Consider the following 12,353-nt stretch of genomic DNA (forward strand, 5'->3'; position numbering starts at 1 on the left):
ACGACCCGGTCCTCCTAGACTCGGCCGCGTGAGCGACCCGTTGCCCGAGCTCGACCTGACCGCCGACGTCCTCACCCTCACCCGCCGGCTCGTCGACGTCCCCTCGGTGTCCGGGGACGAGCGGTCGCTGGCCGACGCCGTCGAGACGGCGCTGCGCGGGCTCGGCGGCCTCGAGGTCGAGCGGGTCGGCGACGCCGTGCTGGCCCGGACGAACCTGGACCGGGACACCCGGATCGTGCTCGCCGGGCACCTGGACACGGTGCCCGTCGCCGGCAACCTGCCCAGCCGGCTGGACAGCGTCGACGGCCAGGAGCGGCTCTACGGCTGCGGCACCAGCGACATGAAGGCCGGTGACGCGGTGATGCTCCGGCTGGCGGCGCGCTTCGGCGTCCCCGGTGCCGAGCCGGCCCGCGACCTCACCTTCGTCTTCTACGACAACGAGGAGGTCGAGGCGGTCCGCAACGGGCTGGGGCGGGTCGCCCGGGAGCGCCGCGGCTGGCTGTACGGCGACCTGGCCGTCCTGCTCGAGCCCACCGACGGGGTCATCGAGGGCGGCTGCCAGGGCACCCTGCGGGTGGTGCTCACCGTGCCGGGCAGGCGCGCGCACAGCGCCCGCTCCTGGCTGGGCGTCAACGCCGTGCACGGCGCGGCGGGCGTGCTGGCCACCCTCGCCGGGTACGCCGCCCGGGAGGTGGAGATCGACGGCCTCACCTACCGGGAGGGGCTCAACGCGGTGCGGATCGAGGGTGGGGTCGCCGGCAACGTCGTCCCCGACGAGTGCCGGATCACCGTCAACTTCCGCTTCGCGCCCGACCGGGACGAGGACCAGGCGCTGGCGCACGTCCGCGAGGTCTTCGCCGACGCGCTGGCCGCCGGGGTCACCCTGGAGCTCACCGACTCCTCCGGGGGTGCGCTGCCCGGGTTGTCCGAGCCGGCGGCGGCGGACTTCGTCGCCGCGGTCGGGCAGCCGCCGCGGGCCAAGCTGGGCTGGACCGACGTCGCCCGGTTCGCCGCCTTCGGCATCCCGGCCCTCAACTACGGACCGGGCGACCCCAACCTGGCCCACACCGTCGACGAGCACGTCCGCACCGACCGGCTGCAGCCGGCCGAGGACGCCCTGATCGCCTACCTCAGCGGGAGTGACGCATGACGAGCGACGACGGTCACCGCCGCCGGCCGATCCGGCACCGCGGGGGGATCACCACCCGCGGTGGCGGGACGGACCCCGCCGCGGAGGGGACGACGACCGACCAGCGGCTGCTCGACCGGCGCAGTGGGAGTGACTGGGTGCACACCGACCCGTGGCGCGTGCTGCGGATCCAGTCCGAGTTCGTGGAGGGCTTCGGCCTGCTCGCCGAGCTGCCGCGCGCGGTGAGCGTGTTCGGCAGTGCCCGTACCCCCCGGGGCTCGGAGTACTACGAGGTCGGCGTCCAGCTCGGCGCCGCGCTCGCCGAGGCCGGCTACGCGGTGATCACCGGCGGTGGCCCCGGCGCGATGGAGGCGGCGAACAAGGGCGCCTGCGACGCCGGCGGCATGTCGGTCGGGCTGGGCATCGAGCTGCCGTTCGAGCAGGAGCTCAACGAGTGGGTCGACGTCGGCATCCTGTTCCGCTACTTCTTCGTGCGGAAGACCATGTTCGTCAAGTACGCACAGGCGTTCGTGATCCTGCCCGGCGGCTTCGGCACCCTCGACGAGCTGTTCGAGGCCCTGACCCTGGTCCAGACCCGCAAGGTCACCCGGTTCCCGGTCATCCTGTTCGGCTCCGCCTACTGGTCGGGGCTGGTCGACTGGATCCGCACCTCGATGCTGGCCCAGGGCACGGTCAGCGAGGCCGACCTGGAGCTGCTGCACGTCACCGACGACGTCGCCGAGGCGGTCGCGCTCATCCAGGCCGCGGACGCCGCCCGGGCGCAGCACGCCGACGAGCCGCCGCCCGGCGACGCGGTGCCCGACCCGCTGACCGTCGACGACTGACCGTGGCCGGCGTCGTCTTCGTCCTCGGTCTGCTGGTGGTCGGCGGGCTGCTCTTCCTCGGTGCGTCGCTGCTGCTCGGCCGGGGGGAGACCCAGCCACCCGCCGAGGTGGGCCGCTCGCCGGTGGAGCTGCCCGACGACCGGCCGGTGGTCGGGGACGACGTCCGGGCGTTGCGCATCTCGGTGGCCCTCCGCGGGTACCGGATGAGCGAGGTCGACTGGCTGGTCGACCAGCTGGCGCAGGTCCTCGACGAGCGGGACGCCGAGATCGCCCGGCTCCGGGCGGGCACCGACCGGCCGGCCGCCGCCGTCCCACCCGACCCGGCGCGGTCCGACGCCGAGGACACCGACCCGGAGGGCGTCCCCGTGCCCGCCGTCGACGAGGAGGACCGGACCGGTGCCTGAGCTGATCGAGCAGGTCGACGTGGACGCACCGCCCGAGCAGGTCTGGGCGGCGCTGGTGGACTGGGACCGGCAGGGCGAGTGGATGGCGCTGACCGACGTCCGGGCGGTGGACGGCGACGGGCAGGGCGTCGGTGGCCGGCTGTCCGCGGTGACCGGGGTCAAGCTGCCCGGCCTCCGGCGGGTCGGCGTGCTGGACACCATGCTCATCACCGCGTGGGAGCACCCGCGCCGCGTCGACGTCCGGCACACCGGCCGGGTGGTCCGCGGCACCGGCACCTTCGAGGTGCGGCCGCGCGCCGGTGGCGGCTCGACGTTCGTCTGGACCGAGGGGCTGGACCTGCCGCTCGGGGCGCTCGGCCGGGCCGGCTGGCCGCTGGTCCGGCCGCTGATGTCGGCCGGGGTGCGCTTCTCGCTGCGCCGGTTCGCCCGGTTCGCCCGCGACCACCGGGGCTGAGCCGGTCAGGCCGGCACGGTCGCGGCCCGCACCGCCTCCCGCGAGACGTACCACTGCCGCCACAGCAGCGCCGCCACCGCCAGGTGCACCACCGTGCCGCCGTTGTACATCAGCTGCGCCCCGGCCTCAGCCTCGGTGAAGCCGGCGGGGGGAGCGGCGTAGAGGGACTTCGCCAGCACGTCGTGCGCGGCCATCCCGGCGGCGAGGGCGACGGCGCGGGCCACCACCCCGCGCCGGTGCGCGATGGGCTCCACTGCCAGGACGGCGGTGGTCGCCAGCCACCCGGTGAGCAGCACGTGCGCCGACACCAGCAGGTGCAGGACCGGGGAGTGCATCGCCGCCATCAGCAGCCCGCTCCGGTAGAGCACCCAGGTGCCCGCGACGTTGAGGCCGGTGGCGACGAAGGGGTCGGTGAGGAGCCGGGCCGGCGCGGAGCGCAGCAGCCGGCTCACCCGCCGGGCGGCGCCGACCGGCAGCACGCGCAGCAGCAGCGTCACCGGCCGGGCGAGGGCCAGGGCGAGCGGCGCGACCATGCCCAGCAGCAGGTGACCGGCCATGTGGGCGTGCAGGTCCGTGTGCGCCGCCGCCGGCGGGCCAGTCAGGGCGGCGACGACGCAGCCGCAGCCGAGCAGCCAGCTCGCCGTCCGGCCGACCGGCCAGGACCGCCGGTCGCGCGCGACCGCGGCGACGTACAGCGCCGCGGCCGCCGCCGCGAGCAGCCAGGTCACCGGGCGGGCCGCGCGCGGGCGCGCCGCAGCAGCAGCGCCCCGACCAGCGCGAGGAGCACGCCCCCGCCGGTCCAGAGCAGGTCGTAGCCGGTCAGGTCGACGCCGTAGCGCACCTGGTGGACCCGCAGCAGCTTGTGGTCGACCACGCCGTCCCAGGTCTGGAAGCCCCCGGCGCCCAGCAGCACCGCGCCCCACCAGGCCAGGGCGTCGAACGCCTGCCGCCGGCGGAGGTCGGCGAGCAGGGCCAGCCCGGCGACGGTGGCCGACCAGGTGGCCGCGTGCAGCAGTCCGTCGGACACCAGGCCGGCGGTGCCCGAGGCCCGGTCGTAGAAGTGGTGCCAGTGCAGCAGCTGGTGGAACACGATCTCGTCGACCGCGCCCATCGCCCCCGCGCCGAGCAGCAGCCCGGAGACCACCAGCCGCCGGCGGCTGCCCGGGACCGTCTGCGGTGCGCTCACGGGCAGCGGGCTACCCGGGCCGGCGGTCAGGGAACCCGGGACCGCCGGACGGCGACGACGGCCCAGACCGCGGCGACCACCCACACGGCCAGCGCGACCAGCAGCAGGTCCCGGCCGTAGTCGCGGGGCAGGAACGAGTCGTTGGCCGGGTCGGCGCCGAAGCCGAGCACGAACGGCAGTGCCACCAGGGTCAGCACCCCGGTGACCGCGGCGGCCACCACCACCGGGGGGCGGGCCGCGCGCGGCAGCAGGCGGGTCGACAGCCAGCCCAGCCCGATCCAGACCGGCGCGAGCACCAGGTCGTGCAGCAGCGCGCTGCCGACGAACCAGGTCAGCCAGGAGGCCAGCGGGACCCGGCCGCCCGCGGTGAGCAGCCCGTGCGCCCCGTAGACCACCGCGGCCAGCCCGGGCAGCAGGAACAGCCAGCGCCACCAGGGCGTCAGCGCGCTCGTCGCCGGCCGGCGCGGGTCCGAGGCGTAGGGGTCGTCGAGCCCGGCGGCCCGGTCGTCGGTGGCCCGGCCGGCCTCGTCGGCGAGGCTCACGCGCCGATCCCGCCGCGGCCCGGGGCCACCCGGGTGACCCACTTGGTCTGCATGACGCCCGGCCGGTTGGGGGCGATCAGCCGCACCGGGTAGCCGTGGTCGGGCGCGAGCTCCGCACCGTCGAGCCGCAGCGCGAGGAGCGTGCGCGGGCTGCGGGCGTGCGGTGCCGACACCGTGGACACCCGGTACAGCCCACCGGTCTGCAGCGACTCGACGGTCACCTCGGAGTCCCGCGGCAGCCCGGCCGCCTCCAGCAGGTCGCCGAGCCGGACGCCGGACCAGGTGGCGTTCGAGCTCCACCCCTCCACGCAGGTGATCGGCAGCCGCTCGGTGCGCTGCGGGAACCCCTGCAGGTCGGCCAGCGACAGCTCGAGCCGGCGCGGCCCCTCGACCACCAGCCGGTAGTCCGGGCCGACGTCCGTGGTGCCGGCCCTCGCGGCGGTCTGCCGCACGGGCAGCCCCTGCGGGCCGACGCCGGGGATGCGCGGGCTGAGCACCGACACCTGCGCCAGCGGCGAGAGCGTCTGCCCGACGGTGGTCAGGGTGACCGCGCCGACGCCCAGCCCGGCGGCGAGCACGAACGCCCGCCGGGGGACGCCGCCGCTCTCGGCGGCGTCGTCCACGGCCGCGCGCTCGGCGGCCTGCTCCCCGGTGAGCCCGGCCGCGGCGCCCGGTGACCCGCGCCGGGCCAGCCCGCGGCGGATCTCCGGGGCCTTGGCGCCCACGTGCACCGCGACCGCGCCGATCGCCAGCCAGCCGGTCCAGTAGTGCGTCGTGGTGAAGAAGAAGCCGAACGGGTACCACTCGGCGATGTTGATCAGGCCGGTCAGCAGCTGCATGGTGCTCGCGCCGACCAGCACCAGCACCGACAGCCGGCTGACCGCGCGGGCCGGCGACCCGGCCGGCGGCCACTCGAAGAGCTTCGGGTAGACCGTCCACAGCTTCACCAGCAGCAGCGGGATCGAGGCCAGCCCGGTGGCCACGTGCAGCCCCTGGGTGACCCGGTACAGCCAGGACGGCGACGCCGGCCAGCTGAACCAGCCCGGCGGCTGCTGCACCCAGTGGCTGATCAGCCCGGTGAGGAAGCAGACCGCGAAGGCGGCACCCAGGAAGGCGCCGGTGCGGGCCGCGCGCCGCTCGGAGTGCAGCGGGCTGGGGAACGCGCCGCGCCGGAACGGGCCGCGGCGCAGCTGCTCCGGGGGTGCGGGCAGCCGGGCGCCGAGCACCCGGTCCAGCGCGGAGGTCACGTCCGGGTCGCCAGCACGTCGGCGACGACCCGGCGGGTGCGGCTGCCCTCGGGGCACTCGGCGGCCACCGAGACGGCGTCCGGGAAGTGGTCGATGTCGGTGAGCTCCGGGAGGTCGAGCACGGTCAGCCCGGCCTGCTCGAGCGCGGCCCGGGTGCGCACCGCGGTGTCCTCGCGCGACATCGGGACGGCGGGCAGCACCAGGGCCGCAGCCGCGGCGTGCAGGCCCAGCGCCCACCAGCCGCCGTCCGGGGCGGTGCCGAGCACCGCCGTCCCCGGTCCTGCGGTGACCAGCCGGTCCAGGGCCGCGGCGAGCAGCCCCGGGGTGACCTGCGGGGTGTCCATCCCGATGAGCAGCGTGGGCAGGTCGCCGTCCGGGCCGGCCATGGCGTCGGCGAAGGCGTGCGCCAGCCGGGTGCCCAGGTCGCCCTCGACCTGCGGGACGACGACGCAGCCGGACAGGTCCAGCTCGCCGGGGGCGCCGTCCAGCGCGACCACCCGGCGCTGCACCGGGGTGCCGCGGACGGTGTCCAGGGTGTCGCCGACCGCGGCCGCCGCGATCTGCGCGGCCTGCTCGGGCGTGCACGGCGGGGTCAGCCGGGTCTTGCTCCGGCCCGGCACCGGCGCCTTGGTGATGACCAGCAGCTGGGTCATCGCGCCAGCACCTCGCGCATGTCCCGGATGGTGCGGAGGGTGCCGAGCACCGTGCCGGTCACCTTCGACTTCGTCCCCTCGGCGCGCGGGGCGTAGTCGACGTCCACCTCGACGATCCGCCAGCCGGCGTCGGCGGCGCGGGTGACCATCTCCAGCGGGTAGCCGAAGCGGCGGTCGGTGATGCCGAGGGCGAGCAGCGCCTCCCGGCGGCCGGCGCGCATCGGGCCCAGGTCGTGCAGCGACCGGCCGGTGCGGCGGCGCAGCATCAGCCCGAGCGCGGTGTTGGCCACCCGGGCGTGCACCGGCCAGGCGCTGCGGCGCGTGGGCCGGCGGCGGCCGAGCACCAGGTCGGCCTCCCCGGCGAGCACCGGGCCGGCGACGCGGGGCAGCTGGGCGGGGTCCATCGAGGCGTCGGCGTCGCAGAAGCAGACGACGTCGGCGGTGGCGGCCTCCAGCCCGGCGTGCGCCGCAGCCCCGAACCCGCGCTGCGGGACGGTCACCACGGTGGCGCCGAGGTCGAGCGCGATCTGGGCGGACCCGTCGGTGGAGCCGTTGTCGGCGACGATCGCGCGGTAGCCCGCGGGCAGTCGGGGGAGGACCTGGGGGAGCGCCCCGGCCTCGTCGAGGCAGGGGAAGACGACGTCCGGCACGGACGGACGGTAGCCGTGGTCGGTGGTCATCGCCCGGACTTCGTCGGCAGGGCGGCTGCCGGATGTGTCAGACGGCGGTGAGCCCCTCGCGGGCGGTCAGTGCGCCGGCGCGCCCTTCCCGGCCCCTCGCCGGTGCACCACGGTCATGACCGCCACGATCAGCGCGCCGACGACCAGGCCGAGCAGCGCGCTGGCGAACGTGTTGACCAGCCAGCCGACGACCCCGCCGAGCGCGCCGGTGGCGTCGTGCGCCGCCTCCTCCAGGTGGTGCACGACGTCGTACAGCCCGTGCCAGCCCAGGTCGTCGGTGCCCACCAGCAGGATGTGGCCGCCGACCCACAGCATCGCGGCGGTGCCGATCACGGTGAGCGCGGTGAGCAGCTTCGGCATGCCCTTGACCAGCCCCCGGCCCAGCGTGGCGATGCCGCCGTTGGACCGCTGGGACAGGTGCAGTCCGACGTCGTCCATCTTCACGATCAGGCCGACGACGCCGTAGACCAGCACGGTGATCCCCACCGCCACGATGGCCAGGATGACCGCCCGCGACCAGAAGCCCTGGTCGACCACCTCGTTCAGCGAGATGACCATGATCTCCGCGGACAGGATGAAGTCGGTGCGCACGGCTCCGGTGACGATGGTCTTCTCGTCCGGCAGCGCCTCCTCGACCGCGGCGTGGGTGTCCTCGTGGTGCTTCACCCGGTGCCAGATCTTCTCCGCGCCCTCGTAGCAGAGGTAGGCGCCGCCGAGCATGAGGATCGGCGTCAGCAGCCAGGGCAGGAACTCGCTGAGCAGCAGGATCGCCGGCAGGATGATCAGCAGCTTGTTGCGCAGCGAGCCCAGCGCGATCCGCCGGATGATCGGCAGCTCGCGGTCGGCGTTGAGCCCGTGCACGTACTGCGGCGTGACCGCCGTGTCGTCGACGACGACACCCGCGGCCTTGACGCTCGCGCGCCCGGCCGCGGCTCCGATGTCGTCGATCGAGGCGGCGGCCGCACGGGCCAGCACCGCCACGTCGTCCAGCAGGGCCACCAGTCCACCAGCCACGCGAGGTCCTCCTGATCGGTCGGCACCGGTGTGCCGTCGCCCCTGGATGGTGGCCGGTCGGGCCCCTCTTGTGCCTGGCAACCATCTCCGCGGGCCTCCCGCCGGGCCTCGATGGCCGGCTGCGCGGCGCCCACCTACGCTCGCTCCCCGTGAGCGCCGTGCTGTCCGACCCGCCCGCGCAGGCGGCTCCGGACCGCCGCTCCCGCGGGTGGCTGCCGCTGCTCGCGGTGCTGGTCGTGGCGGCGTTCGTGCTGGTCGTGGGCCGGATCGGGCGCCGGCTGACGCTCGACGGGACGGTGCTGCACCTGCTCGGCGGCTGGGTGCTGCGCGGCCAGTTCGACGTGGTGTGGTCCGCGCGGGTGTGGTTGCCCGTCGTGGTCGCGCTGGCCGGGGTCCTCCTCGGCCCGGCGCTCGCCGCCCGGCTGCCGTGGCGCGCTTTGCTGCCCGGTTCGGCGCTGGCGGCGGCCGGCTGGGCGGTGGCGCTGGCCCAGACCTCGGGGCCCGACCGGCTGACCGCCCCGCTGGACGTCGTCTACGAGTACCCGCACGACGTGCCCCGGGTCGGGTCGATCAGCGCCTTCCTCTCCGGGTTCGTCGACTCGGTGCCGGCCGACTCCGCCGACCCCTGGACCACCCACGTCGCCGGCCACCCGCCCGGGGCGCTGCTGGCCTTCGTGCTGCTGGACCGGGTCGGCCTGACCGGGCTGGGCTGGGCGGCGGCGATGTGCATCGCCGGCGGCGCGCTGGCGGTGCCGGCCGTGCTGGTCGGGGTGCGCGCCGTGGCGGGGGAGGGCCCGGCCCGCCGGTGCGCACCGTTCCTGGTGTTCGCGCCGGTGGCGCTGTGGGTGGCGACCAGCGCCGACGCGCTGTTCGCCGGGGTCGCCGCCTGGGGGGTCGCGCTGCTGGCGGCGGCCGCGGCGCGGGCACCGGGCCGCGGGTCCGACGTCCGGGCGCTGGCCGGGGGGCTGCTGCTCGGCCTGGCGCTGTTCCTGTCCTTCGGGCTGACCGCGCTGGGCCTGGTCGTGCTCGCCGTCGTCGGGGTGCACCGCGGCCGGCTCGGCTGGGGCGGCGTCGTCCGGGTGCTGGGGGTGGGCGCGGTCGGCGTCCTGGTCGTGGTGGCGGCGTTCGCCGTCGGCGGCTACTGGTGGGTCGACGGCTTCTCCGCCGCGGGTGCCCGGGTGCGCTCGGGGCCTTCGTACGCCGACCGGCCGCTGGGGTTCTTCCTGGTCGCCAACCTGGCCGCGGCCGCGCTGGCGCTGGGCCCGGCCGCCGTCGCCGGGCTCGCCTCGCTGCGCCGCACCCGGCTCGCGCTGCTGCCGCTGGCCGCGCTCGCCGGCATGCTGGCCAGCGACGTCTCGGGCCTGGTGCGCGGGGAGACCGAGCGGATCTGGCTGCCGTTCTACGTGTGGGTGCTCGCCGCCACCGCGTTCCTCCCGCCGCGCCAGCGCCGGGTGTGGCTGCTGCTGTCGGCGGTCCTGGCGATCGGCATCGAGGTCGTCGTCCGCACGGAGTGGTGACCCGGCGGGCTTTCGGTACAGAAAGCCCAGGGCTTCCTGTACCGAGAGCTCCGGGCTTCCGGTGCGGAAAGCCCGGGGGAGGAGCGTCGGACCCGGCGGCCATGATGTCCCGGTGACGACGGGAGGACGCCGGTGAGCCGCCGCGGGTGGGTGCTGTTCGTGGCGATGGCGGTGATCTGGGGCGTGCCCTACCTGCTCATCAAGGTCGCCGTCGACGACTTCACCCCGGTGGTCCTGGTCTTCCTGCGCTGCGTGATCGGCGCCGTGCTGCTGCTGCCGTGGACGCTGGCCCGCGGCCACCTGGGCGCCGCGCTCCGGCAGCACTGGCGGGCGCTGCTGGTGTTCACCGTGCTGGAGATGACCGCCCCCTGGCTGCTGCTCTCCTGGGCCGAGCAGGACCTCTCCTCCTCGCTCACCGGGCTGCTGGTGGCCGGGGTGCCGTTCGTCGCGGCGCTCACCGCGCGGCTGGCCGGCGAGGACGACCGGCTGTCCCGGGTGCGCATCGCCGGCATGCTGCTCGGGGTCGTCGGCATCGCGCTGCTGCTCGGGCTGGACATCGGCGGGGGGCAGTGGACCGCGATCGGGGCGGTGGTGCTGGTCGTCATCGGCTACGCCACCGCGCCGATGGTGATCAGCCGCAAGCTCCCCGACGTCCCCGGGGTGACCGCCAGCGCCTTCGCGCTCGTGGTCACCGCCGTGGTCTACGCGCCGTTCGCGGTGCCGCAGCTCGGCGCGGCGGCCGACGCCCCGGCCGACGCCTGGCTCTCGGTGGTTGCGCTCGGGGTGGTCAGCACCGCGCTGGCCCTGGCGCTGTTCTTCGCCCTCATCCGCGAGGTGGGCCCGCAGCGGGCGCTGGTGATCACCTTCGTCAACCCGGCGGTCGCCGTCCTGCTGGGCGTGCTGCTGCTCGACGAGCCGTTCACCCTCGGGCTGGCGGTCGGGCTGCCGCTGGTGCTGGCCGGCTGCGTGCTGGCCACCCGCCGCAGCCCGGCCCGGACGACGTCGTCCGAGCTGGGCGACGTGGACGCCGCCGTCCCCTGAGGGTCAGGGGGCCGGGCGGAGGGGCGCGGTGGCGAACTCCCGCATGCCGTCGGCGAAGGTCACCTGCGCCCGGAAGCCCAGCTCCGCCTCGGCGCGCGCCGGGGAGGCGACCACGTGCCGGACGTCGCCGATCCGGTACTCGCCGGTGACCTCGGGTGCCGGGCCGCCGAACGCCTCGGCCAGCGCGCCGGCCATGTCGCCGACCGTGTGCGGCACGCCGGAGGCGACGTTGTAGGCCCGGAGCGCGGCCTCGGGCGGGGGAGCCGCCAGCGACGCCAGGTTGGCCTGCGCGACGTCGGTGACGTGCACGAAGTCCCGCTGCTGGCCACCGTCCTCGAACACCCGCGGTGCCCGGCCGGACTCCAGCGCGCTGCGGAAGATGGACGCGACCCCGGCGTAGGGGGTGTCGCGGGGCATGTGCGGGCCGTAGACGTTGTGGTACCTCAGCGCGATCGCGCCGCCGCCGGTCGAGCGGGCCCAGGCGGCGGCCAGGTGCTCCTGGGCCAGCTTGGTCGCGGCGTAGGTGTTGCGCGGGTCGGCGGGGGTGCCCTCGCCGACCTCGCCCCAGCTCAGCTGCCGGCCGCACACCGGGCAGGGCGGCTCGAAGCGGCCGGCGTCCAGGTCGTCCCGGCGGCGCGGCGCGGCCGGGACGACCCCGTGCTCCGGGCACTCGTAGCGGCCCTCGCCGTAGACCACCATCGAGCTGGCCAGCACCAGCCGGCCGACGTCCGCCCGGGCCATCGCGGCCAGCAGCACCGCCGTGCCGAGGTCGTTGATGCCGGCGTAGGCGGGCATGTCCTGCACGTCGACGCCCAGCCCGACCATCGCCGCCTGGTGGCACACCGCGTCGACCCCGGCGAGCGCCCGGTCGACCGTGCCGGCGTCGCGCACGTCCCCGGTCACCAGCTCCACGCCGTCCAGGCCGGGCACGCCGTCGGGGTAGCCGGGGTGCACGGCGGGCAGCAGGGCGTCGAGCACCCGCACCTCGTGCCCGGCCGCGCGGGCGGCGGCGACGACGTGCGAGCCGATGAAGCCGGCGCCGCCGGTGATCAGGATGTGCACGGGGAGACGCTAGCTTCGGGGCCGTGGAGCGCTGTGGCTGGGCGACGAGTGCACCGGAGTACGTGGCGTACCACGACGAGGAGTGGGGCCGGCCGCTGCACGGCGACGATGCCCTGTTCGAACGGGTCACCCTGGAGGCGTTCCAGTCCGGGCTGTCCTGGATCACCATCCTGCGCAAGCGACCGGCCTTCCGGGCGGCGTTCGCCGGCTTCCGGATCGAGGCGGTCGCCGGGTTCGGCGAGGACGACGTCGAGCGGCTGGTGGCCGACGCGGGCATCGTCCGCAACCGGGCCAAGGTGACCGCCGCCGTCCGCAACGCCCGGGCCGCGCGGGAGCTCCCGGAGGGGCTGTCGGCCCTGCTGTGGTCCTTCGCACCGACCGCGCAGCGGCCCCGGCCGCAGACCCTCGCCGACGTCCCCGCGACCAGCCCGGAGTCGGTGGCGATGGCCCGGGAGCTCAAGCGGCGGGGCTTCGCGTTCGTCGGGCCGACCACCGCCTACGCGCTCATGCAGGCCACCGGGATGGTCGACGACCACGTCGCGACGTGCTTCCGCGCAGGGGACACGGAGCCGGGCTGAG

15 protein-coding genes are annotated in these 12,353 nt (G+C 76.0%); 7 read left to right on the plus strand and 8 right to left on the minus strand.

Going from position 1 to position 12,353, the window contains the following annotated elements; all coding sequences use genetic code 11:
• Positions 1–28 precede the first annotated feature (28 nt).
• The 4 genes from dapE to MODMU_RS05535 are packed head-to-tail and all read left to right on the plus strand — an operon-like array spanning position 29 to position 2,832.
• A complete protein-coding gene (dapE, locus tag MODMU_RS05520) occupies positions 29–1,150 on the plus strand; it encodes a succinyl-diaminopimelate desuccinylase (protein ID WP_014739203.1) in 1,122 nt (373 codons plus the stop codon).
• Positions 1,147–1,974, plus strand: coding sequence for an LOG family protein (locus tag MODMU_RS05525; RefSeq protein ID WP_014739204.1), 828 nt, complete (start codon positions 1,147–1,149; stop codon positions 1,972–1,974). The genes dapE and MODMU_RS05525 overlap by 4 nt, the downstream gene beginning before the upstream one ends.
• Before the next feature lie 2 nt (positions 1,975–1,976).
• Positions 1,977–2,378, plus strand: coding sequence for a DivIVA domain-containing protein (locus MODMU_RS05530; RefSeq protein WP_014739205.1), 402 nt, complete (start codon positions 1,977–1,979; stop codon positions 2,376–2,378).
• Positions 2,371–2,832 carry an SRPBCC family protein gene (locus tag MODMU_RS05535; RefSeq protein ID WP_041794984.1) on the plus strand — a complete coding sequence of 154 codons (462 nt, stop codon included), beginning with the start codon at positions 2,371–2,373 and terminating at the stop codon, positions 2,830–2,832. Before MODMU_RS05530 ends, MODMU_RS05535 begins: the two co-directional genes overlap by 8 nt.
• Before the next feature lie 5 nt (positions 2,833–2,837).
• On the opposite strand, the gene MODMU_RS05540 is transcribed toward MODMU_RS05535, so the two are convergent.
• The 7 genes from MODMU_RS05540 to MODMU_RS05570 all read right to left on the minus strand — a co-directional run bounded on the left by MODMU_RS05540 (position 2,838) and on the right by MODMU_RS05570 (position 8,154).
• Positions 2,838–3,560 carry a cytochrome c oxidase assembly protein gene (locus tag MODMU_RS05540; protein WP_014739207.1) on the minus strand — a complete coding sequence of 241 codons (723 nt, stop codon included), beginning with the start codon at positions 3,558–3,560 and terminating at the stop codon, positions 2,838–2,840.
• Positions 3,557–4,018 carry a DUF2243 domain-containing protein gene (locus MODMU_RS05545; RefSeq protein WP_014739208.1) on the minus strand — a complete coding sequence of 154 codons (462 nt, stop codon included), beginning with the start codon at positions 4,016–4,018 and terminating at the stop codon, positions 3,557–3,559. The genes MODMU_RS05540 and MODMU_RS05545 overlap by 4 nt, the downstream gene beginning before the upstream one ends.
• Before the next feature lie 26 nt (positions 4,019–4,044).
• Entirely contained in the window at positions 4,045–4,560 is a 516-nt protein-coding gene (locus tag MODMU_RS26760) for a hypothetical protein (RefSeq protein WP_014739209.1), read from the minus strand.
• On the minus strand, positions 4,557–5,807 hold the full coding sequence (locus MODMU_RS05555) for a molybdopterin-dependent oxidoreductase (protein ID WP_014739210.1): 1,251 nt from the start codon (positions 5,805–5,807) through the stop codon (positions 4,557–4,559). Before MODMU_RS05555 ends, MODMU_RS26760 begins: the two co-directional genes overlap by 4 nt.
• A complete protein-coding gene (locus MODMU_RS05560) occupies positions 5,804–6,460 on the minus strand; it encodes a TIGR04282 family arsenosugar biosynthesis glycosyltransferase (RefSeq protein WP_041794985.1) in 657 nt (218 codons plus the stop codon). The genes MODMU_RS05555 and MODMU_RS05560 overlap by 4 nt, the downstream gene beginning before the upstream one ends.
• The gene (locus MODMU_RS05565; protein WP_231851769.1) at positions 6,457–7,110 is read right to left on the minus strand and encodes a glycosyltransferase family 2 protein; all 654 of its coding nucleotides are present in this window, start codon (positions 7,108–7,110) and stop codon (positions 6,457–6,459) included. Before MODMU_RS05565 ends, MODMU_RS05560 begins: the two co-directional genes overlap by 4 nt.
• Positions 7,111–7,206: 96 nt before the next feature.
• Positions 7,207–8,154: a DUF808 domain-containing protein gene (locus tag MODMU_RS05570; RefSeq protein WP_014739213.1), complete on the minus strand. Its 948-nt coding sequence runs from the start codon at positions 8,152–8,154 to the stop codon at positions 7,207–7,209.
• Between the two features lie 149 nt (positions 8,155–8,303).
• On the opposite strand from MODMU_RS05570, the gene MODMU_RS05575 reads away from it, so the two are divergent.
• Both MODMU_RS05575 and MODMU_RS05580 read left to right on the plus strand, forming a co-directional pair.
• Complete coding sequence (locus MODMU_RS05575; RefSeq protein ID WP_166503405.1) at positions 8,304–9,671, plus strand: hypothetical protein; 1,368 nt, start codon at positions 8,304–8,306, stop codon at positions 9,669–9,671.
• Between the two features lie 132 nt (positions 9,672–9,803).
• A complete protein-coding gene (locus MODMU_RS05580) occupies positions 9,804–10,712 on the plus strand; it encodes a DMT family transporter (protein ID WP_041794986.1) in 909 nt (302 codons plus the stop codon).
• Positions 10,713–10,715: 3 nt separating this feature from the next.
• Here the strand turns inward: MODMU_RS05580 and MODMU_RS05585 are convergent, their stop codons facing one another.
• On the minus strand, positions 10,716–11,774 hold the full coding sequence (locus tag MODMU_RS05585; protein WP_014739216.1) for an NAD-dependent epimerase/dehydratase family protein: 1,059 nt from the start codon (positions 11,772–11,774) through the stop codon (positions 10,716–10,718).
• A 23-nt stretch (positions 11,775–11,797) separates the two neighbouring features.
• On the opposite strand from MODMU_RS05585, the gene MODMU_RS05590 reads away from it, so the two are divergent.
• Positions 11,798–12,352 carry a DNA-3-methyladenine glycosylase I gene (locus MODMU_RS05590; RefSeq protein WP_041794988.1) on the plus strand — a complete coding sequence of 185 codons (555 nt, stop codon included), beginning with the start codon at positions 11,798–11,800 and terminating at the stop codon, positions 12,350–12,352.
• The last annotated feature ends 1 nt before the right edge of the window (position 12,353 follow it).

The sequence above is a fragment of the Modestobacter italicus genome (assembly GCF_000306785.1).
Taxonomy (GTDB): Bacteria; Actinomycetota; Actinomycetes; order Mycobacteriales; family Geodermatophilaceae; genus Modestobacter; species Modestobacter italicus.